This window comes from Novosphingobium capsulatum NBRC 12533 (assembly GCF_001598375.1).
Classification (GTDB): domain Bacteria; phylum Pseudomonadota; class Alphaproteobacteria; order Sphingomonadales; family Sphingomonadaceae; genus Novosphingobium; species Novosphingobium capsulatum.
Genome location: NZ_BCYV01000015.1, coordinates 20,535 through 44,190 on the forward strand (window position 1 = coordinate 20,535; position 23,656 = coordinate 44,190).

At 65.1% G+C, this 23,656-nt stretch carries 24 protein-coding genes; 10 read left to right on the top strand and 14 right to left on the bottom strand.

Annotated elements, in window-relative coordinates:
• Positions 1–62 precede the first annotated feature (62 nt).
• Complete coding sequence (locus SCA01S_RS14695) at positions 63–296, bottom strand: zinc-finger domain-containing protein (protein WP_062786897.1); 234 nt, start codon at positions 294–296, stop codon at positions 63–65.
• Positions 297–392: 96 nt separating this feature from the next.
• On the opposite strand from SCA01S_RS14695, the gene SCA01S_RS14700 reads away from it, so the two are divergent.
• Positions 393–1,352, top strand: a complete 960-nt coding sequence (locus SCA01S_RS14700) for an ABC transporter ATP-binding protein (RefSeq protein ID WP_054132697.1) — start codon at positions 393–395, stop codon at positions 1,350–1,352.
• 89 nt (positions 1,353–1,441) lie between these two features.
• On the opposite strand, the gene SCA01S_RS14705 is transcribed toward SCA01S_RS14700, so the two are convergent.
• Positions 1,442–1,669 carry a hypothetical protein gene (locus SCA01S_RS14705; protein WP_133726808.1) on the bottom strand — a complete coding sequence of 76 codons (228 nt, stop codon included), beginning with the start codon at positions 1,667–1,669 and terminating at the stop codon, positions 1,442–1,444.
• A gap of 187 nt (positions 1,670–1,856) precedes the next feature.
• Between SCA01S_RS14705 and nadB the strand changes: the two genes are divergently transcribed.
• A complete protein-coding gene (gene nadB / locus SCA01S_RS14710) occupies positions 1,857–3,449 on the top strand; it encodes an L-aspartate oxidase (RefSeq protein WP_022678137.1) in 1,593 nt (530 codons plus the stop codon).
• Positions 3,450–3,494: 45 nt separating this feature from the next.
• On the opposite strand, the gene SCA01S_RS14715 is transcribed toward nadB, so the two are convergent.
• Positions 3,495–3,746 (bottom strand): GlsB/YeaQ/YmgE family stress response membrane protein, encoded by a 252-nt coding sequence (locus tag SCA01S_RS14715; RefSeq protein WP_022678136.1) that lies wholly within the window; start codon positions 3,744–3,746, stop codon positions 3,495–3,497.
• A gap of 667 nt (positions 3,747–4,413) precedes the next feature.
• On the opposite strand from SCA01S_RS14715, the gene SCA01S_RS14720 reads away from it, so the two are divergent.
• On the top strand, positions 4,414–6,498 hold the full coding sequence (locus tag SCA01S_RS14720) for a ribonucleoside-diphosphate reductase subunit alpha (RefSeq protein WP_157088994.1): 2,085 nt from the start codon (positions 4,414–4,416) through the stop codon (positions 6,496–6,498).
• A gap of 355 nt (positions 6,499–6,853) precedes the next feature.
• Entirely contained in the window at positions 6,854–7,246 is a 393-nt protein-coding gene (locus SCA01S_RS14725; protein WP_062786903.1) for a PepSY-associated TM helix domain-containing protein, read from the top strand.
• 128 nt (positions 7,247–7,374) lie between these two features.
• Here SCA01S_RS14725 and SCA01S_RS14730 read toward each other — a convergent pair whose 3' ends face one another.
• Entirely contained in the window at positions 7,375–7,632 is a 258-nt protein-coding gene (locus SCA01S_RS14730; protein ID WP_054132693.1) for a DUF2171 domain-containing protein, read from the bottom strand.
• 326 nt (positions 7,633–7,958) lie between these two features.
• On the opposite strand from SCA01S_RS14730, the gene SCA01S_RS14735 reads away from it, so the two are divergent.
• Positions 7,959–9,014 (top strand): ribonucleotide-diphosphate reductase subunit beta, encoded by a 1,056-nt coding sequence (locus tag SCA01S_RS14735; RefSeq protein WP_054132692.1) that lies wholly within the window; start codon positions 7,959–7,961, stop codon positions 9,012–9,014.
• Positions 9,015–9,104: 90 nt separating this feature from the next.
• On the opposite strand, the gene SCA01S_RS14740 is transcribed toward SCA01S_RS14735, so the two are convergent.
• On the bottom strand, positions 9,105–9,917 hold the full coding sequence (locus tag SCA01S_RS14740; RefSeq protein ID WP_062786906.1) for a MerR family transcriptional regulator: 813 nt from the start codon (positions 9,915–9,917) through the stop codon (positions 9,105–9,107).
• A 181-nt stretch (positions 9,918–10,098) separates the two neighbouring features.
• On the opposite strand from SCA01S_RS14740, the gene SCA01S_RS14745 reads away from it, so the two are divergent.
• Positions 10,099–11,262, top strand: a complete 1,164-nt coding sequence (locus SCA01S_RS14745; RefSeq protein WP_062786909.1) for an acyltransferase family protein — start codon at positions 10,099–10,101, stop codon at positions 11,260–11,262.
• A gap of 479 nt (positions 11,263–11,741) precedes the next feature.
• Here the strand turns inward: SCA01S_RS14745 and SCA01S_RS14750 are convergent, their stop codons facing one another.
• The 5 genes from SCA01S_RS14750 to SCA01S_RS14770 form a co-directional block, all read right to left on the bottom strand.
• Positions 11,742–12,137: a VOC family protein gene (locus SCA01S_RS14750; RefSeq protein ID WP_028658347.1), complete on the bottom strand. Its 396-nt coding sequence runs from the start codon at positions 12,135–12,137 to the stop codon at positions 11,742–11,744.
• A gap of 466 nt (positions 12,138–12,603) precedes the next feature.
• Positions 12,604–13,656, bottom strand: coding sequence for a winged helix DNA-binding protein (locus SCA01S_RS14755; RefSeq protein WP_157088995.1), 1,053 nt, complete (start codon positions 13,654–13,656; stop codon positions 12,604–12,606).
• Between the two features lie 106 nt (positions 13,657–13,762).
• Positions 13,763–14,311 (bottom strand): L,D-transpeptidase family protein, encoded by a 549-nt coding sequence (locus SCA01S_RS14760; RefSeq protein WP_062786912.1) that lies wholly within the window; start codon positions 14,309–14,311, stop codon positions 13,763–13,765.
• A 30-nt stretch (positions 14,312–14,341) separates the two neighbouring features.
• Positions 14,342–15,631, bottom strand: a complete 1,290-nt coding sequence (locus tag SCA01S_RS14765) for an adenylosuccinate synthase (RefSeq protein WP_062786914.1) — start codon at positions 15,629–15,631, stop codon at positions 14,342–14,344.
• Positions 15,632–15,774: 143 nt separating this feature from the next.
• Positions 15,775–16,923, bottom strand: coding sequence for an ATP phosphoribosyltransferase regulatory subunit (locus SCA01S_RS14770; RefSeq protein ID WP_062787165.1), 1,149 nt, complete (start codon positions 16,921–16,923; stop codon positions 15,775–15,777).
• Between the two features lie 90 nt (positions 16,924–17,013).
• On the opposite strand from SCA01S_RS14770, the gene SCA01S_RS22305 reads away from it, so the two are divergent.
• The 3 genes from SCA01S_RS22305 (at position 17,014) to SCA01S_RS22580 (ending at position 18,958) form a co-directional block, all read left to right on the top strand.
• Positions 17,014–17,190 (top strand): hypothetical protein, encoded by a 177-nt coding sequence (locus SCA01S_RS22305; protein WP_157088996.1) that lies wholly within the window; start codon positions 17,014–17,016, stop codon positions 17,188–17,190.
• A 198-nt stretch (positions 17,191–17,388) separates the two neighbouring features.
• Entirely contained in the window at positions 17,389–18,711 is a 1,323-nt protein-coding gene (locus SCA01S_RS14775; protein WP_245652648.1) for an HD-GYP domain-containing protein, read from the top strand.
• A 70-nt stretch (positions 18,712–18,781) separates the two neighbouring features.
• Complete coding sequence (locus tag SCA01S_RS22580) at positions 18,782–18,958, top strand: hypothetical protein (protein ID WP_167542909.1); 177 nt, start codon at positions 18,782–18,784, stop codon at positions 18,956–18,958.
• A gap of 4 nt (positions 18,959–18,962) precedes the next feature.
• Here SCA01S_RS22580 and SCA01S_RS14780 read toward each other — a convergent pair whose 3' ends face one another.
• The 4 genes from SCA01S_RS14780 to SCA01S_RS14795 all read right to left on the bottom strand — a co-directional run bounded on the left by SCA01S_RS14780 (position 18,963) and on the right by SCA01S_RS14795 (position 22,740).
• Positions 18,963–19,301, bottom strand: a complete 339-nt coding sequence (locus SCA01S_RS14780) for a hypothetical protein (RefSeq protein WP_062786920.1) — start codon at positions 19,299–19,301, stop codon at positions 18,963–18,965.
• A gap of 77 nt (positions 19,302–19,378) precedes the next feature.
• Positions 19,379–19,726, bottom strand: coding sequence for a YigZ family protein (locus SCA01S_RS14785; protein ID WP_062786923.1), 348 nt, complete (start codon positions 19,724–19,726; stop codon positions 19,379–19,381).
• Positions 19,727–19,821: 95 nt separating this feature from the next.
• Entirely contained in the window at positions 19,822–21,405 is a 1,584-nt protein-coding gene (gene serA, locus SCA01S_RS14790; RefSeq protein ID WP_022678117.1) for a phosphoglycerate dehydrogenase, read from the bottom strand.
• A gap of 198 nt (positions 21,406–21,603) precedes the next feature.
• Positions 21,604–22,740, bottom strand: coding sequence for a phosphoserine transaminase (locus SCA01S_RS14795; protein WP_062786925.1), 1,137 nt, complete (start codon positions 22,738–22,740; stop codon positions 21,604–21,606).
• Between the two features lie 209 nt (positions 22,741–22,949).
• On the opposite strand from SCA01S_RS14795, the gene SCA01S_RS14800 reads away from it, so the two are divergent.
• Complete coding sequence (locus SCA01S_RS14800) at positions 22,950–23,645, top strand: extensin family protein (protein WP_062786928.1); 696 nt, start codon at positions 22,950–22,952, stop codon at positions 23,643–23,645.
• The last annotated feature ends 11 nt before the right edge of the window (positions 23,646–23,656 follow it).

A 23,656-nucleotide genomic window follows, 5' to 3' on the forward strand; every position in this document is an offset into this window, starting at 1 on the left:
GCTGGCCAGCGGCGACCTGCCGGTGCGCCACAATTGGTGCGGCGCAACCGGTTAGCGCCGGTTCAGGCGGCCTGCGTGGCGCCTGTATCGATAGGCGTGTCGGCCGGGCCGCCCTTGAGCACGAAGCGCTTGTCGCAATAGCCGCATTCGACATAGCCCTTCTCGTCGATCTCGAGCCACACGCGCGGGTGGCCAAGAGCGGAAGGCTTGAAGGCGCCGGTCGTGCGGATGCCGCTCGACCCGTCGCAGCTGACGCGGGTGGCATCGGTGAAGATCGTTTCGGGAGGCTGGATCATGCCCCGCCGCCTAGCAAATGCCACCGCGCCGCACAATTGCCGTTTTGCCCCATTGAAGCCTTTACCTTGCGCGCGACTGGGGGCAGGAAGCGCGGCATGAACGCCCCCGCCTCCATCCCCGAAACCGCCGCCGAACCCGCCATCCGCATCCGCGACCTGGTCAAGCGCTATGCCGCCACGGGCAAGGCGCCGGCCAAGCTAGCGCTCGAAGGCGTCAGCTTCGATGTGCCGCGCGGGGAAATCTTCGGCCTGCTCGGCCCCAATGGCGCGGGCAAGTCCACGCTGATCAACACGCTGGCGGGCCTGGTCCTGAAAACCTCGGGCACGGTGGAAATATGGGGCCACGATATCGATGCCGACCGGCGCAATGCCAAGGCGGCGATCGGCATTGTGCCGCAGGAAATCGTGTTCGACCCGTTCTTCACGCCGATCGAAGTGCTCGATATCCAGGCCGGCCTCTATGGCGTGCCCAAGCACTTGCGCCGCTCGATGGAACTGCTGCGCGCGGTGCACCTGGCCGACAAGGCCAAGGCCTATTCCCGCTCGCTGTCGGGCGGGATGAAGCGCCGCCTGTTGATTGCCAAGGCCATGGTCCACACCCCGCCCGTGCTGGTGCTGGACGAACCGACCGCCGGGGTGGACGTGGAACTGCGCCGCCAGCTGTGGGAACTGGTGGGTGAACTCAATGCCGGCGGCGTGACCGTGGTCTTGACCACGCACTACCTGGAAGAAGCCGAGCAGCTGTGCGACCGCATCGCGATCATCAACCACGGCCGGTTGATCACCAACAAGCCGACGCGCGAACTGGTTGGCATGGCACGGGAAAAGGTCGTGGTGCTGACGCTGGACAAGCCGCTGGCACAGGCGCCGCAGCATCCCGCCTTCATCAAGGCGACCCTTAACGAAAGACAGGTGGAAATCACCTATGACAAGGACCGCAGCAACGCGGGCGAAGTCATGGCCCTGGTCCAGGCCATGGGCGTGCAGATCCTGGACGTATCGACCCGCGAGGCCGATCTGGAAGACGTGTTCGTGAGCCTGACCGCCGGCGCCTGAGACGCCGCCGCAGCGCCATAAGCGCCCAGCAAAAAGGGGGTGCAGCCACTGTGGCCGCGCGCCCTTTTTGCATCGGGAAAACCCTGTCGTTACTGGGCCTCGGCGCCCTTTTCGTCCAGCGCTGGCGCCCGCATGGCGCGCCAGCCGCCGCCTTGCCGACGATAGATCCGCTTACCGCAATCGACACATTCGGAATTGTAGTTGAAGCCATCCCATGCGACTTTATCCCGCTGCGGGCGATGGCGGTTGAACAGGCACAGGACACGACCGAACATCATTTTCCGCCTGACTCCGAAGGCACTTTTCAGATGCCGCATTCTTAACATTCCATCTGATGAAAATGAAGCGAAATTATAAGATTTCTATATCTTAAGTTATATATCTCCCGTCCAGGCCCGCTATCGGCACGGCCCACCCAGCGGCAAATCACTTTTCAAACCGGGCCCGCGCGGGCAAAGAGGCGCGCGTGAACACCCTGACCCCTTTTCCTCGCACGGCCCAGCCATGAGCGGGCACGACGTTCTCATCATCGGCTCGGGCGCAGCCGGGCTTACCGCCGCGCTGGTTCTGGCCGAACGCTGCCGCGTGATGGTGCTGGCCAAGGGCCGACTCGACGGGGGTTCAACCGCGTGGGCCCAGGGTGGCATTGCCGCCGTATTGGACGAAGGTGACACTTTCGAGGATCACGTGCGCGACACGATGATCGCGGGATGTGGCCTCAACCGGCGGGAAACCGTGGAATACGTGGTGGAGCATGCGCCCGAGGCGATTGCCCGCTTGGGCGAAATCGGCGTGCCGTTCAACGAAGAGGCGGGCAGCCTGCACCTGACCCGCGAAGGCGGCCATTCGCACCGCCGCATCGTCCATGTCGATGATGCCACCGGCGCGGCCGTGCAGCAGGCGCTGATCCGCGCGGCGATGGCCCATCCCAATATCACGCTCAAGCCCGACATGGTGGCGATCGACCTGGTGACCGACCGGCACCGCGCCCACCCCAAGGGCGATCGCCGCGTGTGGGGCTGCTATGCCCTCAACACTGCCAGCGGCAAGGTCGAATGCCTCACCGCGCGCGCCACGATCCTGGCCACCGGCGGCGCGGGCCGCACCTATCTGTTCAGCACGGCCCCGCGCGGGGCAACCGGCGATGGCATCGCCATGGCCTGGCGCGCGGGCTGCCGCGTGTCCAACATGGAATTCATGCAGTTCCACCCCACCTGCCTTTATAATCTGGAGGTCAAGAACTTCCTGATCACCGAGGCGGTGCGCGGCGAAGGTGGGCACCTCAAGATCCCGCCCGGCTTCCCCGGCGGTGGCGAGCGCTTCATGCCGCGCTTCGACCCGCGCGAGGAACTGGCCCCGCGTGACGTGGTGGCCCGCGCCATCGACCACGAGATCAAGCGGCTGGGGCTGGACTATGTCCATCTCGACATCAGCCACAAGGACCCCGAATTCGTCCGCGGCCACTTCCCCAATATCTATGAGCGGCTGCTGGGTCTGGGCATCGACATGACGCGCGAGCCGATCCCGGTGGTGCCGGCGCAGCACTATACCTGCGGCGGCGTGCTGGTGGACCTGTCCGGGCGCACCGATCTCACCGGGCTCTATGCCGTGGGCGAATGCTCGGAAAGCGGGCTGCACGGCGCCAACCGCCTGGCATCGAACAGCCTGCTCGAATGCTTCGTGTTCGGCGATGCTGCCGCGCGCAACATTCTCGATTGCTGGGACGAGTTTTCCCCCCCGCCCGAAGTGCGCGGCTGGGACGAAAGCCGCGTGGCCGATTCCGACGAAGACGTGGTGATCAAGCAGAACTGGACCGAGCTGCGCCGGTTCATGTGGAACTATGTCGGCATCGTGCGCACCAACAAGCGCCTGGAGCGCGCCGCCCATCGCATTGCCCTGCTGCAGAGCGAGATCAACGAATACTATGGCAATGTGCGCGTCACGGCCGATCTGATCGAGTTGCGCAACCTGCTTCAGGCCGCAGACCTGATCGTGCAGAGCGCGCGGGCGCGGCGGGAGAGCCGCGGACTGCATTACAACCAGGATTTCCCCCAGGCGCAGCCCGCCGCGCGCGAGACGATCCTGGTGCCCGGCTGACCGGCGGCCGGGCCCCTGCCCGGCCCCGCCATCATCACGCCCCTACTACCAGAAGTGGCGGCCCAGATAGATCAACAGCATCGCGCCCAGCACCGAGGCGAGGCAACCGGCGCGGTTGAACCCTTCGCTCACGCTACCGCGTCCCGCCAGGCTCGATGCCAGGCCGGCCACCAGCGCGCCGCCGATGCCCAGCGCGATCGTGCGGGCAAGGCCAATCTCCACTGCGCCGGGATAGAGAAAGCGGGCGGCGATGCCGACCAGCAGCCCCGACAGCAGCATCGAAAGGATATCGCGCATTACTCGTTCCTCCTGTGCGAAGGCGCCGCGCCCGGCAGCGGCGTGCCGCCCAGCCCTGGGGTCCTCCACTTGGTACACCCCCTATGGGTAGTGCGGCTGGGGATATCGTGCCAGTGCCTCTGGACATCGTATTTTCCACAGCAAAGCCAGCGGGTACGAAAAATATTTCGGACCCGTCATTTTTCCCTTGAAGCCTTGGAAAGCCCGCGCGTCGCTGCACTGCAGCATGAGTGGGGCAGCGACGAAGCGAATCGTACTTGCGACGAATCGCGTAGCCCTTGAGGGCATGTGCCACTTGCCTGCCAGACCCGGTTCAAGCACTATGGGTTGTGGTCGTGGCCACGGAGGGCAACCAAACCTAGTTATATGTCAGGATGCACCCCATATAGGGTGCATGTGGCTCGTCCACCGTGGCGGAGCCTTTGACGTTGCTTGGGTTTTCGGCGTCGCGGCATGGCAGACAGGGATTTTGTTCCCTTTCTGTTTTAATTTATGGCATGATCGCGGGCGCGTTGAGTCGTCTCTCGTTCTGCCACCGAAGCCAGGCTGCAAGGGCCAGCACATGCTGGATCGCGCGGCCATTGGCAGTGTCAGCAATATCCGGTCCGTCACTCGCGGCGGGCCTCGTGCAAACGGGGAATGGAACGTGAATTTCAGGACCGGGGAAATGAACGATGGAACGGCTGTGATGGCGCAGGACGAACTGGGACTGGAAGGTGGCCTGGCCACCCTCGAACGCGACGCTCCCCGCGAAAGCAGCGCCACGCCGGAGACCCCGGCAACCGCAACCAAGGCCACGCGCAAGGCTGCGCAACCGGCGGAAGCAAAGGCAGTGGACATGCAGGCAGACGACAAGGGTAGCGCGGATCTGGTTTCGGCCGCGGCCGCGATCATGGCCAGCGCGACGAGCGATGCCGCAAAGGCCCAGCCAATCGATTCCAAGTCGGTCAACCCGCGCCGCTTTACCATCGTCACCGATGCCGCGCGCGACGCCAAGCTGACGATCTTTGGCAAGGACACGCTCGACGATCGCTATCTGCTGCCCGGTGAAACCTACCAGGATCTGTTCGCGCGCGTGGCCGATGCCTATGCCGACGACCAGGACCACGCCCAGCGGCTCTATGACTACATCTCCAAGCTGTGGTTCATGCCGGCCACGCCCGTGCTGTCGAACGGCGGCACCGGCCGCGGCCTGCCGATCTCGTGCTATCTCAACTCGGTGGAAGACAGCCTGGAAGGCATCGTCAAGACCTGGAACGAGAACGTCTGGCTCGCCTCGCGCGGGGGCGGCATCGGCACCTATTGGGGCAATGTCCGCGGGATCGGCGAAAATGTCGGCCTCAACGGCAAGACCAGCGGGATCATCCCCTTCGTCCGCGTGATGGACAGCCTGACGCTGGCGATCAGCCAGGGCTCGCTGCGCCGTGGCTCGGCCGCGTGCTACCTCGACATCTCGCACCCCGAGATCGAAGAGTTCCTTGAAATCCGCAAGTCTTCGGGCGATTTCAACCGCAAGGCCCTGAACCTGCACCACGGCGTGCTGCTGACTGACGAGTTCATGGAAGCCGTGCGCGATGGCGCCGAATTCGCGCTGCGCAGCCCCAAGGACAAGTCGGTGCGCGGCAAGGTCGATGCCCGCTCGCTGTTCCAGAAGCTGGTCGAAGTGCGCCTGGCCACCGGCGAACCCTATATCGTGTTCTCCGACACCGTGAACCGCATGATGCCCAAGCATCACCGCGATCTGGGCCTCAAGGTTTCCACCTCCAACCTCTGCTCGGAAATCACGCTGCCCACCGGCATCGATCACCTTGGCAACGATCGCACCGCGGTGTGCTGCCTCTCCTCGCTCAACCTGGAAACCTGGGACGAGTGGCAGGGTGACAAGCACTTCGTGGAAGACGTGCTGCGCTTCCTCGACAACGTGCTGCAGGACTTCATCGATCGCGCGCCCGACGAGATGGCCCGCGCCAAATATTCCGCCGCGCGCGAGCGTTCGGTCGGCATGGGCGTGATGGGCTTCCACTCGTTCCTGCAGAAGAAGGGCATTGCCTTCGAATCCGCCATGGCGAAGGCGTGGAATCTCAAGATGTTCCGTCATATCGCCGCCAAGGCCGACGAAGCCTCGCTGCTGCTTGCCCAGGAACGTGGGCCCTGCCCCGACGCGGCCGACATGGGCGTGATGCAGCGCTTCTCGTGCAAGATGGCCATCGCGCCGACCGCGTCGATCTCGATCATCTGCGGCGGCACCTCGGCCTGCATCGAGCCGATCCCGGCGAACATCTACACGCACAAGACGCTGTCGGGCTCGTTCGTGGTCAAGAACCCCTACCTGGAAAAGCTGCTGCGCGAAAAGTCCAAGGATTCCACCAATGTGTGGAACTCGATCCTGGAGCGCGGCGGCTCGGTCCAGCACCTGGAATTCCTCTCGGCCGACGAGAAGGCGGTGTACAAGACCAGCTTCGAGATCGACCAGCGCTGGCTGCTCGAATTCTCGGCCGACCGCACGCCCTATATCGACCAGGCGCAGTCGCTGAACCTCTATATCCCGGCCGATGTCGACAAGTGGGACTTGCTGATGCTCCACTTCCAGGCTTGGGAAAAGGGCATCAAGTCGCTCTATTACCTGCGCTCCAAGTCGGTGCAGCGCGCCGGTTTTGCCGGTGGCGTGGAAGCGGACAACACCGTCGAAGCGCGCCGGATCGAGCTTGACGTCAAGCAGACCGATTACGAGGAATGCCTGGCCTGCCAATAAGGGCTTGCCAATAAGGGCCAACCGCTGACCGCCTGGCGATAGGTATTTATCGCTCGAGGCGCTTCACCGAGGCCATTTGGGAAACGAGGGGGCGATCGGCCAGCATGGCACGATCGCCCCTTCCGGCCCCACCCAGCGGTCCCACCCGCCGGAATCGCGCCATTCGCTATCCTGCCCGTGATCGTTACCCAGTGAGCGTCACCCATGCCGGACCACGCCAAGACCCTGCCGATGTTACAGATGGCGACATTTCGCTGCTTGCCCCGGCCGGCAACACACCGTCACAAGGTGGCGCGGCCCGGCGATGCCAATGCCGGTATCGGCAGCGGGCCACAGGACCATAGGGGATCGTTCAATGCGCAAGTGGCACCGCTGGATTTCGGTGTTTTTCGGAGTCTTCCTGTTGTGGATCGCCGTGACGGGCACGCTCAGCCAGGTTGTTCCGCTGCTCAGCGGCGGGGACGGCGACCGGCCGGCCAAGACCATGGCGGATGCAACCCCGGCCAAGCCGGCGTTCGTCTGCCCGCCGGACTATATGTGCCGGCCCAAGCCCAAGGGCGGCAAGTCGATCGTCGGGCTGCTGCACCATCTGCATTCGGGCGAAAGCTTTGGTCCGGTCGGGGTGCTGATCAGCACGCTCTCGGGCTTTGCGATGATCTTCTTCAGCTTTTCGGGGCTGTGGATGTACATTCAGATGTGGCGCAACCGCAAGAATCGCAGCCTCAAGCCGGGCTGGTTCTGGAACTAGGCGACCAAGGAAAAAGCGCCTCGCCACTTACGACGTGGAGCGAGGCGCCTTCCGGTCGCCAGGGACGACCTAGCCGCGAAGGGGACGCGGCTTTTCGTGAAACTTTACCCAATATGGGAAGCGGAAACCTACTTTTCCTCTTCCTCAAAGGTCAGGGCGACGTCGGCGTTGGCCGAAAGACGCACCGTGTCGCCCTCGACGCCGGCCACCAGGCCGAGCGACAGGTAATGGTGGTGCCCTTCGTGGGCGCCGCTCTTGGCCTTGGTCAGCTTGATGCGATGTCCATCGACATGATCGACCGTGCCAACCGGGGCACCGTCTGCGCCGATGACGGCCATGTGCTCGCGAATCTGGCTTGCGATGGGATTGCTGTCGTTGCCGGTCATGCCCAGCCTCCTGCATTGTGTGGTGGTATGAGGGATGCGGGCCTTGTTCGCCCGTCTGCCCCTGTGCCCACAATGCCGCGCTGGGCCGGCCGTTCCCGGCATTATACCTTGCGATCGTATGCCGCGCCCGAATGGGCAGACACCGCAGGTTGGCGCAAGCCGGAATGCGCCCGTCGTGCCGCGCAGTGCCGCCGCGCCGGCGCCCCGCCGCTTCGTTCGGGCCGATGGCGAAACCGCCCTGGCCCCTTGCCCATGCCCTCCAGGCCGGCTTTCCTTGCCGCCTGAAACAGCCCATATTCATTCGAATTCCAACAGGATTGCCACCCATGTCCCTTCTAGAAGCCCGCAAGACCTACAAGCCCTTCGAATATCCCTGGGCCTATGAATACTGGAAGCGCCAGCAACAGATTCACTGGATGCCGGAAGAAGTGCCGCTGGGCGAGGATTGCCGCGACTGGGCGCAGAAGCTGTCGGACCACGAGCGCAATCTGCTGACGCAGATCTTCCGCTTCTTCACCCAGGCCGACGTGGAAGTGCAGGATTGCTACCACGAAAAGTATGGCCGGGTGTTCAAGCCCACCGAAGTGAAGATGATGCTGGCTTCGTTCTCCAACATGGAAACGATCCACATCGCGGCCTATTCGCACCTGCTCGACACGATCGGCATGCCGGAAAGCGAATACGGCATGTTCCTCGAATATGCCGAAATGAAAGACAAGCATGATTACATGCAGAACTTCGGCGTGGACAGCGACGAAGACATTGCCCGCACCCTGGCGATGTTCGGCGGCTTCACCGAAGGCCTGCAGTTGTTCGCCTCGTTCGCGATGCTGATGAACTTCCCGCGCTTCAACAAGATGAAGGGCATGGGGCAGATCGTCTCGTGGTCGGTGCGCGATGAATCGCTGCACTGCGAAGGCATCACCCGCCTGTTCAAGGAATTCTGCAACGAGCGCCAGTGCCTGACCAAGGCGGTGAAGGAAGACATCCTCGATTGCTGCCAGAAGACCGTGCGCCTCGAAGACGCCTTCATCGACCTGGCGTTCGAGCAGGGCCCGGTTCCGGGGATGAGCCCCAAGGAAATCAAGCGCTACATCCGCTACATCGCCGATTGGCGCCTGGGCCAGCTGGGCTTTGATCCGATCTACATGATCGAGGAACACCCGCTGCCCTGGCTGACCCCGCTGCTCAACGGGGTGGAACACGCCAACTTCTTCGAAACGCGTGCCACCGAATATTCCAAGGCGGCCACGCGCGGCAACTGGAACGACGTGTGGTCGAACTTCGACAACCGCCGCAACGCCAAGGCAGCCAACACGGTTGAAGAACCGACCGAAGAAGACGTCGACATGTTCGGCGCGGCCGGCATCGCCGCCGAATAAGGCCCCGAACAGGGCATAGGCCTCAGGCCAACGAGAGCCTCGTCCCGTGCGCCGTGCACGGGGCGAGGCTCTTGCGCATGGGGCGGCTGATCAGGCCGGCGGCGCCATGAACGCAGGCAAGGGGCCGATATCCTTGCCCGCCTTGCGTGCGGCCGCGGCCGCGGCGGCGATGAAATCCCAAACCTGCTTGCTGAAGCCGGGATCGGCCTCGCCCTGCCAGTTGTCCATGTCGGCATAGAGGCGGCTCGCCCCTTCCCACATCATCGGGCTGGCCTGGCGCGTGAACGGTTCGAGCAACGCCAGCCATTCCCGCACCAGCACCAATGCGGCATCGCTGGCAGGATCGAGCGGCAACTTGGCCGCGATCCGGCGCCCCAGCCCCTGCCACTGCGCCTGATAGGCATCCTGATCGAACGGGGCCGCTCCGCCCATCGCCGCCTGCCAGTGGGACTGCTCTTCTGCCGTATAGTAGCGATCGAGCACCGCTTTCCACGCCTGTTGTCCATCTGTCATCATCGTATCTCCCTTGCGGATCAGCGAGCAGAGCGTCGCGGCATCGAGCGGCTCGCCTCGGCCGACGCGGGACAATGCGGAATCGATCAGCGTCAAAGCCTCTGAAATCTCGGCGGCCTGCTGCACCAGTCGCTCACGCTGTGCCGACAGCAACGCTGCCAGATCGATCGGCTTGCGATCGAACAGGCGCTTGATCTCAGCGAGGCTCAACCCGGCTTTCTTCAACGCCACGATGCGGTGGATGCGCTCAAGATCGGCCGGCCCATACCAGCGCCGGCCGGATTGGGTGCGCAGCGGCGCCAAGAGCCCGCGCGCCTCGTAAAAGCGCAAGGCCCGGGCAGTCAACCCGGTACGGCGGACCACGTCATCGATGGCAAACGAATCATCCATGACCGCGATCTAGCGGTTGACCCTGCGTCAACATCAACCCCCTTGGTGCGCGGCGCCACGGCAATGGCTCGGTTTCCGATCCACCACGCGTTGCGATGCCGATGCAAAACCACGATCCCATGCCACACCCGGCGCGCCGCAACCTGGCTGCCCCGGGGCGGACGCAAGGGGGCGCTGGCAGATGACAGATGGCGCGCGCGCTGGCGCGAGGGATCTCGGCGAAAGCCAGCACGTTACACAGCGGTTTGGCCTGCTCGATGCCCTGCGCGGCGTGGCGGCGCTGGTCGTGCTGGCCTATCACCTGGTGCAGCAGCACAGCCTTTCGGCCCTGCCCCATGCCGGGCTGGCGGTCGACTTCTTCTACACGCTGTCGGGCTTCGTCATCGCCTTTGCCTACGACGCGCAGGTGCGCGACGGGCGCTTGTCGCGGGCCGGCTTTGCCAGGGCGCGGGCGCGGCGGCTCTATCCCCTGCTGGCGCTGGGCACGGTAATGGGCTTCGGCGTGTTTCTGGGCGCGGTGTTCCTGCGCCACAGCGTGTCCTTGCGCGATGCCTTTCTCGCGCTGGGCTTTGCCCTCGCCCTGCTGCCCTGCCCGCTGTTTCCGCAATGGCCTACCGCCTTTCCGCTCAACATGGCGGCATGGTCCCTCGCATTCGAAGCTTATGTGAACCTGGCCTATGCCCTGATCGCGCGCTTCCTGTCGCAGCGGGTGCTGCTGGGGCTGGTCGGCCTGGGCGCCGTGCTGGTTGTGGCAGACATCGCCCATTTCGGCCGCCTGATGGGCGGCACGGACAAAGCCGATTTCGCGTTTGGCGCGGCGCGGGTGGTCTATCCATTCTTCGCCGGCATCCTCATCTTCCGCTGGCGGCGCAGCCCCACGCGCCGCCGTCCCGTGCTCGCTATTGCCCTGTGCACCGGCCTTGCCGCCGCGCTGCTCATCGTCCCGGAACGCATGATCGGCCTCGATCCGGCGATCTATGACGGCGCATTGGCGCTGATCGGCTTTCCCCTGCTGGTCTGGCTGGCTGCCGCCGTGCCGCTCGACGGCCGCATGGCGCGCGCGGCGCACTGGCTCGGTCTGCTCAGCTATCCGATCTATATCCTGCAAGGCCCGGTGCTGCGCCTCGGCGTGGAACTGGGCCGGCACGCGCCGCTGCCCGCGGCAGCCCTCGCCCTGGTGCAAGCAGTGGCCGTCATAGCCGTCGCCTGGGCCGCCAACCGCTGGTTCGATGCACCCGTCCAGGCCTGGCTACGCCGCGCCGAACGCCGCCGCCACACCAAGGCGGCGCCGGCGGACCAAGGCCAAGCTCCATTTCCGCGCGCCTTGCGCTCATCCCGGACTTGATTTGCACACTGGGCCGCGTTGCCAGCGCATGAATGCGCGACGCCGGCGGTTGGGGCGTCTGCTACCGTTTTACCCATGCCCTAGGGTGTGTGGGGATTCAGCCCATGGCGGGCTGCGAACGGCCGCTTTTCGCGCTTTCGGTTCACGTACCAAAAGTACGCTGCGCTCCGGGTCCTGAAAATCAGCCATTCTCGCGCCACGCTGGCCTGAATCCCCATACACCCTAGCTTGCCGCCGTCAGGTTTGGCGCGTCTGCGCGAAATAGCCATCATCTGCGGCGGGTAGTCGGGGAGGCAGTTTGCGATCAGCACCAGTCGTTCACGATTGCCAAATCGAACGTCTGGATGCGTCTGAGCCGGCCATGCCACCTTGCCGAAAAGCCGATGGCGGCGTGTCGCGCGCGGGCCGGGACAGGGCTGCCCGGCCCTGCGGAGCGCCTAATCGCTCGCTGGGCCGGCGCAGATACGGATGCGAAAACGTTATCCGGGGATGTGAATCCCACAAAGCTTGTTGCCGTCTGGATCGCGCACATACGTCAGGTGGATAGTCCCCATCGCGGACGCTCGCGGACCAGGGGCGTCTTCGATTGACGTTCCGCCGTTGGCCACCGCGACGTCATGAAATTGTTGAACTTGCTCGGGCGAATTGCACGAGAATGCGACGGTGGCCCCGTTCGCGACGGTGGCGGGCTCATCGTTGATCGGCTGGGTGACGATGAAGTTGGTTCCGCCCTGGTTCGGGTAGAAAAGGCGCGTATGTCCGCTTCCCGCGATGTTGATCATCGGCTCTGGCACGCCGAGAACACCCAAAACCGCGTCATAGAACCGCCGCGAGCGCTCAATGTCGTTGGAGCCTACCATTGTGTGGAACAGCAATTTCTCTCTCCGCATAGCTGATAGAAGGCTTGTGGAGGCGATGCGGGATCGGAGCAAGCGGCGAGTGCGCTGTCAGGCGATTTAGCAAGCCGAGCCGGTCGCGCTCAGCGGCCAGCGGGGGAATTTCAGGATATCAGATGTTTAGCGAGAGCTGCTGCTGTTCGAAACGTTACGTCACAACGGTAGAAAAGCATCGATCGTTCATGCCATCATCCAGTATTCATTGATCACATTTCGCAATATCATGCGGGAGGCAGCGCGGTTGCAGCTGCCATGTGCGCCGACGCGACTAGGCGGCGTGAACAACACTGTTTTACGCATAAAGTGGGGCAAACTGTCACGTACTCGTCAGGTTCTCGGCAAAGCGCCGAAACGTGCCTTTGTCACTGAACACTGGTGTGCGGCTGGCGCCCGGGAGGCATGCCCCAGCCGCCATCGCAACACCGCGCGACGAACGCGGGCGGGATCAGACCAGCGCGTTGGCCGATGAGCCGAGTTCGGCGAAGTAGCGGGCCATGGCATCGGCGGCCTTATCGGTAAGGGTGATGAAGGCGCGGCGGCGGTCGGTTTCGTCGTCTACGCGCTGGAGCAGGCCGGCGTCGGTCATCTGGCCGATCCAGCGCAGCGCGGTGGTGGGGGGCACGCCCGAGGCGATGCACAGCGAGGTAACCGAGACGCGCACGTGCTCCACGCGGGCCGCGGTGAGATCGAGCAGCATGTCCCACGCCGGATCGGCGAACAGGTCGCCCTCGAAAAAGCGGGCGCGCAGCTGGCGTTGGCGGATGATCTTGCGCACCAGGCGCGGATCGGGCAGCGGCGGGCGGGCGGTGCGCACCAGGCGGTCGGTGCCTTCGTCGAGCTTGGCCGGGCCGGCTTCCCCACCCTCTCCGTTGAAGCGAAACGCGGAGGCGCTTTCCACGTCGGCCGCGTTGCCGGGCGAGAGCTGTTCAAGCCGGGCGGCGATGTTGGTGACCTGCTCGGTCAGGCGCAGCAGGGTGAGGCGGTCTTCCTCTCCCAGTTCGCGCACGCGGTTGCCCGTGCGGGCGAGCACGCGGCCCATGGCGATCACCCGCTCGGCCCGGCTGGGGGTGACCAGGATCTGCGCTTCTGACTGGTCAAGGCAGCCAAATACATCATCGAGCGAGCCGATGCTGGTGGATACCACCAGTTGCGAACCGCTTTGCGCCGCGCAGCTATCGAGCCGCGACAGCGCGGCCAGTTCCAGTCCGTCGATCACCGGGCAATCGACCAGCACGAGATCACCCAACCCCGGGGCGGCCGCATCGGATACCAGCCGTTCGAGATCGCTGGTCTGCGCCACGCGCAGGCCGGCGGCGGCGGCGTCTTCGGCCATTTCGGCGCGCAGATAGCCACGGTCGGCAAAGATCGACACGGCAAGCGGCTGAACCCCGCGCCCTTCCCCGGCGCCCCAGCCGAAAGAACGCTCTTGCACCCGGTCGCCCGTCACCCCGCTTTCGCCGGAAAGCCCATAGTCAAAACGCGCCGCAGCCTGCCCCATTGTCCCCACTCCGTAAAATCGCGTATGCGAACACTTGCGGAACAAAGCAGGATCAGGTCAACGCCAGATGCCTCGGTTTTGGAGCGAGAGAGCCCGAGAGAGCTACTCAGGGCACGATATCTATGGGCGTTCCATCGCCAACGCGCTGCCAGATTTCCTCGATTTCGGAGTTTGTCAGCGCGATACAGCCTTCGGTCCAATCACCAGGCGCGCGCAACGGGCCAAATCCGTTGGGCTGGCCATGCAGAACGATCTGCCCGCCCGGCGCGCGGCCGGCCGCCGCGGCATAGGCGCGGTCGGCGGCATCGGGATAGGAGATGTGCAGCGAGAGATGATAGGCGCTCGCCGGATTGCCGTGGTCGATGGTGTAGTGCCCCTCGGGCGTGCGGCCATCGCCCTCGAAATGCTTGGGCCCGGTTGGCGCCGGGCCCAGTTGGATGCCGGTGAAGACGCGCAAAGGGCGCCCTTCCGCATCGAGCAGGATAACGCGCCGCGCGGCCTTTTCCACGCGCACCCGCGCCACCTCTGCTCCGCTATCGCCCACGTCGGCAGCAACCGCCTGCGCCCGCGCGGGCGTTTCATGCAAGAGCGGCGGCAAGACCCAGAGGCCCGCCGCCGCACATGCCAATGCCAAGAGGGCGATGGAGCGGCGCATCGCGCCATCCTATCGCCCTGGCCGGCGCGATCAATCCACGAAGGGATCGCGCACGAGAATGGTATCTTCCCGCTCGGGCGAGGTGCTGACCAGCGCCACGGGCGTTTCGATCAGTTCCTGGACGCGCTGGATGTACTTGATCGCCTGCGCGGGCAGATCGGCCCACGAGCGGGCACCGGCAGTAGTGTCCTGCCAGCCGTCCATTTCCTCGTAGATCGGCTCGACATTGGCCTGGTCGGCGGCGTGGCTGGGGAAGTAGTCCAGCACCTTGCCATTGAGGCGATAGCCGATGCAGATCTTCACCTTGTCGAACCCGTCGAGCACGTCGAGCTTGGTCAGCGCGATGCCGGTGACGCCCGAAATGGCGCAGGACTGGCGGGTGAGCACGGCATCGAACCAGCCGCAGCGGCGCTTGCGCCCGGTGACGGTGCCGAATTCGTGGCCGCGTTCGCCCAGGCGCTGGCCCACGTCATCGGCCAGTTCGGTGGGGAACGGGCCAGAGCCGACGCGGGTGGTATAGGCCTTGACGATGCCCAGCACGAAGCCGGTGGATGCCGGGCCCAGGCCCGAACCCGATGCCGCCGTGCCCGACACGGTGTTGGACGAAGTCACGAACGGATAGGTGCCGTGGTCGACATCGAGCAGCACGCCCTGCGCGCCTTCGAACAGGATGCGCGCGCCGGCCTTGCGCACGGCATTGAGGCGCTTCCACACCGGCTGCGCGAACTGCAGCACGTAGGGCGCGATGTCCTTCAGCTCTGCCAGCAAGGCGGCGCGATCGACCGGCGGCTGGCCGAACCCGGCGCGCAGCGCATCGTGGTGGGCGCACAGGCGATCGAGCTGCGCATCGAGCGCGTCGAGATGCGCGAGATCGCACACGCGGATGGCGCGGCGGCCGACCTTGTCTTCATAGGCCGGGCCAATGCCGCGCCCGGTGGTGCCGATCTTGCCGGCGCCGGCGGCCGTTTCGCGCAGGCCATCAAGATCGCGGTGCAGCGGCAGGATCAGCGGGCAATTGTCGGCAATGGCAAAGTTGTCGGCGTTGATTTCCACGCCTTGGGCGGTGAGCTTTGCGATCTCGGCCTTGAGCGCCCATGGATCGAGCACCACGCCGTTGCCGATGATCGACAGCGTGCCGGTGACGATGCCCGAGGGCAGCAGCGAGAGCTTGTAGACCTGTTCGCCCACCACCAGGGTGTGGCCGGCGTTGTGGCCACCCTGGAACCGCACGACCGCATCGGCGCGGCTGGCCAGCCAGTCGACGATCTTGCCCTTGCCTTCATCACCCCACTGGGCGCCGATCACGGTTACATTTGCCACAGATACACTCCTCCACCTGCCAGGTGGACCCGAACAGCGCCCTTCGACAGGACTCGGCGCAGCGGGTGGGTTGGGCGCGATGACGCGCAGGATGTGTGCGGGGGGCGCCCTAGTGGCACCGCCCCGCCAGAGTCAAGAGCCTGTCACGCCGCCGGAAGCGCGACCGGGCCATCTGCCCCCAGAACGTGGGTGCAGCCCAGGGCCGCGGGTTCGTCCCCGGCGTCGAGCGCGGCGACGGTGCGCCAGCCGATCGCACGCAGCCGCGCAGCTGCAGCGCGATCGTGGCCCAGCGGCAGGAACAGCTTTTCGGCCGGCGCCTCGGCACTGGCGATCAGATCGATCAGCGCATCGGGATAGAGCGAAAAGCCGGTCGCCACTTCGCCCGCGTCGCCATCGGGCGCGGCGATACGATAGGTGCCGCCCCGCCCCAGCGCGCCGCGCACGCCATCGGCATAGAGCACGAAGCCGAACCATGACTGGTATTCAAAGCCATGGCGTTCGGACGGATCGAGCGTCAGGCGGGCACGCCCATCGAGCCGCGCGGCGATCTCGCGCAGCGCAGCGATACGCCCGGTGAGCGCGCCACCGGCATCGATCGCCGCCAGCTTTTCGATCGCGGTGTCGAAATCGCCAGTGGCGTAGAGCAGCGGCACATAGGCCTGCCCACCGGCATCGACGAGCCCGCCGGCATCCTTGGTATCCAGTTCGCGCCGCACCGCATCGATCTGGCCGGGGCCAAGCGGCAGGGCCTTTTCGGCCAAGGTATCGACGAGATCGGGCAAAGTGAAATCGACGCTGACGCCGGTGGCGCCGGCGGCCTGCAGCGCCTCGATCGCCACGGCGACCACTTCGGCGGCGGCGGCGACATTGTCCGCCCCGATCACTTCAGCGCCGCACTGCAGCTTTTCGCGCGCGGGATCGAGCCCGTCGCCCTTGATGGTGACGACCTGCCCGGCATAGCACAGGCGCAGCGGGCGCGGCGCGGCGGCCAGGCGGGTGCCAGCGATGCGGCCGATCTGCGGGGTGATATCACTGCGCAGCGCCATCATCCGCAGCGATTGCGGATCGACGAAACGGAACATGCGGCGCGAACTGATCCCGGCCATGCGGCTGGCAAGCGAGCGTTCGAACTCGATCATCGGCGGCAGCACACGGTCATAGCCATGGCCTTCCATCACGCCATGGATCGTGCGCATCACGCGCGTGGCGGCGGCCGCCGCGCGCGGCAGGCGGTCTTCCAGGCCTTCGGGAAGCAGATCGGCGGGCAGGAGATCGGGATCGCGGGTGTCCATGGCCCGCGCCTTTAGCGGCATTGGCCGGCGCCGGGTAGGGAAAAAGCCACGCCCCGCGCCTGTCCCGCGCCCAACCCCAGCGGAAAGGTGGTGGGCACGCTCGACTGGACCCTGGGCCAGCTGGGCGCCAACAACCTGCTTGATTTCTATCCCGACAAGGTGCCGGTCAGCCTGCTGGCCACCAACGGCGGCGTGGCATTTCCGTTCTTTTCGCCATTCGGGTTCAACGGGGGCTTTCTCTATGCCCGTCTCGGCGTGAACTGGTAAATCCGGGTACAAATACCATTGGAACCTGCGGGGCGGCTGGAAACGGCCGCCCCTTTTGCTGTGGCGGCATGGCCCAAAAGGGCAGGCGCATGGCAACGCGACCTTAACGCGAATCATGTCACCAATTTGGAGACAAAAAACAGGGGTCGTCCGATGCGCCATGCTTTCGCGCAAGAATTCGCGTGCGCCACACCAGCCGTGGCCACGACATCGCTGAGTGAGATTCTCGGCGCATTCTCCTATGCCCTCGATCTGACCGAGGGGCAGCCGGCCGGCCATTCGCTCCGCGCATGCTGGATCGCCAGCCAGATCGCCGTGGCGCTGGGCCTGTCGCCGGCAGATCGGCGCACCATCTATTATGCCACGCTGCTCAAGGATCTGGGCTGTTCGAGCAATGCCGCGCGCATTGCCCAGCTCTATCTGGCCGACGATCGCGCGTTCAAGCATGAGTTCAAGCTGATCGGCCAGGGCCTGGGCCCAACGCTGGGCTTTGTCTTTCGCCGCACGGGCGCGGGCGAGCCCTTGCCAGCGCGCATGCGCGCGATAGCCACGATCCTGCGCGATGGCAGCCGAATCGCCACCGACCTGATCCAGACCCGCTGCACCCGCGGTGCCACGATCGCACGGCAACTGCGCTTTCCCGAAAGCGTTGCTGGCGCCATTGCCGCGCTGGACGAACATTGGGATGGTGGCGGCAAGCCGCTGGGTCTTGCCGGACACGCCATTCCCCTGCCCGCGCGGCTCGCCCTGCTGGCGCAGATCGCCGATGTGTTCCAGATGGCCGCCGGGCCCGAAGCGGCGCTGGCCGAAGTGCGGGCGCGGCGCGGCACCTGGCTCGATCCCGAACTGGTCGATGCATTCGTGGCGGTCAGCGCCCGTCCCGGATTCTGGAGCGATTGCAACGATCCCGCGCTGGAACTGCATGTTCAGGCGATGGAGCCAGTCGAAGCCCGTGTCACGGTGGACGAGGCCTATCTCGACGATATTGCCGATGCCTTTGGCGCGGTGATCGACGCCAAGAGCCCCTATACCGGCGGCCATTCCTGCCGGGTGGGCCGCTATGCCACGGCGCTTGGGCGTGCGGTGGGCGTGGCTGAAACCGAGTTGGGCGCGCTGCGCCGGGCTGCCGTCCTGCATGACGTTGGCAAACTGGCCGTGTCGAGCCGGGTGCTGGAAAAGCCGGGCAAGCTTGATGATGGGGAATGGGTGGAAATGCGCAGCCATGCCAGCCACACCACCGCCATCCTGTCGCGCATCGGCCCCTTGCGCGACATGGCCGCTGTGGCTGGCGCGCATCACGAACGGCTGGATGGCAAGGGCTATCCACTCGGTCTGAACCAGAGCCTGATCGCCACCGAGGCGCGGATCATCAGCGTTGCCGATTTCTATGACGCGCTCACCGCCGATCGCCCCTATCGCGCCGCCATGCCGGTAGACCGCGCCCTGGCGGTCATGGAAGCCGAAGTGGGGAAGGCGATCGATGGCGCTTGCTTTGAAGCCTTGCGCGCGATGGTCGCCTGACCGCGCAGCCCGCCGCCCCGGTAAAGGCGGCTCAGGCAAAGTTCATGATGGGCAAGGCACGAGGCAGGCCATGGTTGCGATCGGTTGCCTTGCCCTGTTGATCTTCCCCATTCTCGGCCTGATCGCCGGAGGTCTTTACGCCGGGCGCAGTGGCGCAGAGTGGGGCGCCGCTATAGGCCTTGCCTTGGCCCTGGCCCTGAGCGGCGCAATGGGCTGGGCTCTGGTCAAGGCAGCACGCCAGCGCTGAACGTTCAGCGCGAAAGGCGGCGCAGGTTGGCGCGCACCTTGCGTCGATAGGTCTGCACCACGCGTCGTGCTTCCCCATGCGGCGTGGGCATGGCTTTTCCCGCCAGCAGTGCGCGCGAAGGGGCAAGCGCCAAATCCCACCACACCTGGCCCAGCGTTTCCACCTTTTCCGTCACCATGCGCTGGCTTTCGGCAGCGGCGCGGGGATCAGCCAGAGCGACCAGCCACATCCGCCGGGCGATGACCATGGCCGCCTCGCTGCCCAGCATCATCTGCTGGTTCCACAAGGGGAGCATCGGCGCCAGCCAGGCGGCAGGCGACGGAACGGTAGTGGTGCTGGTCATGCAGTGTCCTTGATCGGCGTGTGACGGGTAAACGGCCGGCGGCGTGCAAAGGTCCGGGGCACGTGATGCGCCCTCGATCACAGGCTGTCCAGATAGGCCCGCACCGCCGTCTGCACATGGCGAAAGCGATCGCCGCCCAGATGCTTGCCGCCATACCAGCGGGTGACGATCACCAGATGGTCGCGCAACCCCTCGCGCTCCAGCATGCGCAGGATCACCATGCCCGCCCCGCTTTCGCCATCGTCCTGCTTGATCGGCCCGGCCGCGCACAGCAGGCCCCAGGTATTGTGTGTGGCCTTGGCGAACTTCTTGATGGTCTTGAGCTGCTCCACCAAGGCGCGCGCCTTTTCCGCCGAACCGCAGGGCGCGCCGGACACGGCATATTTCGAACCGCGATCGGAGACGATGTTGTCGAGCGTGCGCATGGCTGCGGACCTGACGCAAAAAGGGCGGCGCCGCAAGGCACCGCCCTTTCCTGCCTTTCAGGCTTGGCCCGCGCGTGGCGGGCCGCCCAAAGCGATTAGAACTTGAGCGCCTTGATCAAGCGCACGCCCTGGATTTCGCGCGCCTGAGCGAGAACGGTTTCGCTGACCGGGCTATCGACCGAAAGCAGCAGCACCGCTTCGCCACCGGCTTCGCGGCGGCCGAGGTGGAACGTACCGATGTTGATGCCGGCAGTGCCGAGCAGCGTCCCGATCGAGCCGATGAAGCCCGGCGCATCGGTGTTGACGATGTAGAGCATGTCGCCGTCGAGATCGGCTTCGATGCCGATGCCGAAGATTTCCACCAGGCGCGGCTGGCCGTTGCCGAACAGCGTGCCGGCCACCGAGCGGTCGCCCTGGCTGGTCGAGACGGTGACGCGCACCAGGGTGCGGTATTCGCCTTCGCGATCATGGCGCACTTCGCGCACGTCGAGCCCGCGTTCCTTGGCCAGGAACGGCGCGTTGACCATGTTCACGGTGTCGGAATACTGCTTCATCACGCCCGTCAGCACGGCTGCGGTGATCGGCTTCTGGTTGAGCTGGGCAGCAGCGCCTTCCACTTCGATGGCGATCTTGGCGAGGTTGTCGTGCGCCAGCTGGCCCACCAGGGTGCCGAGCTTTTCGGCCAGCGCCATGTAGGGCTTGAGCTTGGGCGCTTCCTCGGCCGAGAGCGAAGGCATGTTGAGAGCGTTGGTGACGCCGCCGGTGACCAGGAAATCGGCCATCTGTTCGGCCACCTGCAGCGCCACGTTGACCTGGGCTTCGGTGGTCGAAGCGCCCAGGTGCGGGGTGCAGATGAAGTTGGGCGTGCCGAACAGCGGGCTGTCCTTGGCCGGCTCGGTTTCGAACACGTCGAGCGCGGCACCGGCGATGTGGCCGGAATCGAGCAGTTCCTTCAGCGCCTTTTCATCGACCAGGCCACCACGCGCGCAGTTGACGATGCGCACGCCCTTCTTGGTCTTGGCGAGGTTTTCGGCCGAGAGGATGTTGCGCGTCTGGTCGGTCAGCGGCGTGTGCAGCGTGATGAAGTCTGCCTTGGCCAGCAGGGTATCGAGGTCAGCCTTTTCCACGCCCATTTCCACGGCACGCTCGGGCGTGAGGAACGGGTCGAAGGCAACGACCTTCATCTTGAGGCCAAGCGCACGGCTGGCAACGATCGAGCCGATGTTGCCCGCGCCGATCAGGCCGAGCGTCTTGCCGGTCACTTCCACGCCCATGAAGCGGTTCTTTTCCCACTTGCCGGCCTGGGTCGAAAGGTCGGCCTCGGGCAGCTGGCGGGCGAGCGCGAACATCAGGGCGATGGCGTGTTCGGCGGTCGTGATCGAGTTGCCGAAAGGGGTGTTCATCACCACCACGCCCTTGGCCGACGCAGCCGGAATATCGACGTTGTCGACACCAATGCCGGCGCGGCCAACAACCTTGAGGTTGGTCGCAGCTTCCAGGATTTCCTTGGTCACCTTGGTCGACGAACGGATCGCCAGGCCATCGTACTGGCCGATGATCGCCTTGAGTTCCTCGGGCGTCTTGCCGGTGATCACGTCAACGTCGCAGCCGCGCTCTTCAAAAATGCGGGCTGCGTTGGGGTCCATCTTGTCGGAAATCAGAACCTTGGGCTTGGTCATGGTCTTTGCTCCATGGGAACGCCGGATGATGCGGCGCATGCCGGGAATGCCGGCAGGAATGGGGATTGGCTGTTTCATTCTTCCGTCATGCCGGACTTGATCCGGCATCCCGCTTCTTGAGCGTAGTGCTGCCGCAAAAGGACAGCGGGACCCCGGATCAAGTCCGGGGTGACGCGAGAATGTTGATCCGCTGGAAAATCAGGCTTCGGCAGTGGCCGTCAGCTGGGCATAGGCCCAGTCGAGCCAGGGGCCGAGCGCCACGATATCGGCGGTGTCCACCGTGGCGCCGCACCAGATGCGCAGGCCAGCGGGGGCATCGCGATAGCCCGCGATGTCAAAGGCGGCGCCTTCCTTTTCGAGCAGGCCGGCAAACTTCTTGATGAAGTCAGCATCAGCCCCTTCGACGGTAAGGCACACCGAGGTGCGCGAGCGAATGCCGCTGTCGACTGCGAGATGGCCAAGCCAGCTGCGTTCGGCAACGATCTTGTCCAGCGCATGGGCGTTGGCCGTGCAGCGCGCCTTGAGGCCGTCGAGACCACCGACCGACTTGGCCCATTCCAGCGCGAAGATCGCGTCTTCCACCGCCAGCATCGAGGGCGTGTTGATGGTTTCGCCCTTGAACACGCCTTCGGCAAGCTTGCCCTTGGAAACCAGGCGGAACACCTTGGGCAGCGGCCAGGCCGGCGTATAGGTTTCCAGGCGTTCGACCGCGCGGGGGCCGAGGATCAGTACGCCGTGCGCGCCTTCACCGCCCAGCACCTTCTGCCACGAGAAGGTGGCAACGTCGATCTTGTCCCACGGAATGTCATAGGCAAAGACCGCGCTGGTCGCATCGGCAAAGGTCAGGCCTTCGCGATTGTCAGGGATCCATTCGCCATCGGGCACGCGCACGCCGCTGGTGGTGCCGTTCCAGGTGAACAGCACGTCATCGGCGAAATCGACCTTGGACAGATCGGGCAGCTGGCCGTAATCGGCGCGGAGCACGGTGGGCTCCAGCTTCAATTGCTTGACCGCGTCGGTAACCCAGCCTTCGCCAAAGCTTTCCCAGGCCAGCGTGGTCACGCCGCGAGCGCCCAGCATGGTCCACATCGCCATTTCGAAGGCGCCGGTATCGGAACCGGGCACGATGCCGATGCGGTGGGTGGCAGGCAGTTGCAACACGTCGCGCATCAGGTCGATGGCGAGTTGGAGGCGCGCCTTGCCAATCTTGGCGCGGTGCGAACGACCCAGCGATTCGGTGGCGAGTTTGTCCAGAGAATACCCCGGCGGCTTGGCGCACGGACCCGAGGAAAAGAAAGGACGCGCCGGCTTTGCGGCGGGAATACCAACAGTCATGTAGACTCTCCTCACAGAGAGCACGCGCGGCGTTGGGACCGCGTGGCCCGGCGCCGCTTCTAAGGACGCCAGCCGGGTTGTCAATCGACCCTGCAAAAAATGCTGCGCCGGCATGCTGCTGCGCGGTTCGTCGCAAAAACTGCGGCAACGCGCATCTGCGGGCTTTCCATTTACCCTGCAGTAACCAAGACTGCGTCAGGCTTAACCTTATGGCACGACGCGTTCTTCTTGCCTGGGCCATGCTGCCGGTGGTTACCCTCGCCGGCTGTGTCGATGCCCCACGCGGCCCGCGCCGGCCCGCCCGCTCGGTTTCGGCGCGCATGGTCTCGCACCCGGTCGTCCAGCCCGTGCCAAGCTCGGTCGCCACGCGCGCCTGCCTGGTTTCGCTGCGCCAGAATGCGATCGGCTATGTGCCGGTGCCCGATCAGTATTACGGCGCCGGATGCAGCACACTGGGCAGCGTGCGCCTGGCCTATCTGCGCAGTGACAGCACGCAACTGGGCCTGGCCAATGCCGGGCCGGTGACGTGCCAACTCGCCAATGCGCTGCAAGGCTGGGCGCGCTTTGGCGTGGACCGCGCCGCACAACAGATTCTAGGCAGCCCGCTGGTGAAGATCGAGACGATGGGCAGCTACAACTGCCGCAACGTGGCCGGCACCGCGCGCCGATCGGCCCACGCCACAGCCAATGCCATCGACATTTCCGGCTTCCTGCTGGCCGATGGCCGCCGCGTGACCGTGCTGCGCGACTGGCGCGACGAAGACCCACAGATCCGCGCCTTCCTGCGCGCCATCCACACCAGCGCGTGCAAGCGCTTCAACACGGTGCTCAGCCCCGATTACAACGCGGCGCACCGCGATCACCTGCATCTGGAAGTGGGGAGTGGGCGGCCGCTGTGTGTATAAAGGGCGGATTG